This window comes from Gilliamella sp. B2824 (assembly GCF_026536245.1).
Taxonomy (GTDB): domain Bacteria; phylum Pseudomonadota; class Gammaproteobacteria; order Enterobacterales; family Orbaceae; genus Gilliamella.
The window spans coordinates 1-561 of the sequence record NZ_JAFNON010000044.1; the positions used below are offsets into that span (position 1 = coordinate 1).

2 tRNA genes are annotated in these 561 nt (G+C 43.9%); both read right to left on the reverse strand.

The features are described 5' to 3' along the window. Nucleotides 1-261: 261 nt before the first annotated feature. Nucleotides 262-337 (reverse strand) — tRNA-Ala (locus tag J3U56_RS12030). A 52-nt stretch (nt 338-389) separates the two neighbouring features. Further along, nucleotides 390-466 (reverse strand) — tRNA-Ile (locus J3U56_RS12035). Nucleotides 467-561 lie beyond the last annotated feature (95 nt).

Genomic DNA, 561 nt, shown 5'->3' on the forward strand with positions numbered 1-561 from the left:
CACGTCCTTCATCGCCTCTGATTGCCTAGGCATCCACCGTGTACGCTTAATTTCTTAACCTTACAACTCACAGTTGTCTTGGTTTTAATTACGCTTTTTTCTCTTTTCTACTTCATTACATTCATACTTGCATATCAATGCCTTCAGTAAAAACGAGAACTCGTTTCTTTCAGCTTGTTCCTAATTGTTAAAGAGCGTTATCTTTCTATTTACTCTTTCAAGTAAATACAAACATAATTTTATTCAAAAGAGACATCTTAATGGTGGAGCTAAGCGGGATCGAACCGCTGGCCTCCTGCGTGCAAGGCAGGCGCTCTCCCAGCTGAGCTATAGCCCCATTATCTTCACTTCTTCAACATATCAAGCATCTTCGCTCACTACCGTTGAATTGGTGGGTCTGAGTGGACTTGAACCACCGACCTCACCCTTATCAGGGGTGCGCTCTAACCACCTGAGCTACAGACCCAATAAAGTGACTCTTTCTAAACAAACAATCTGTGTGAACACTTACGAGCGCTTCGTAAGGAGGTGATCCAACCGCAGGTTCCCCTACGGTTACCT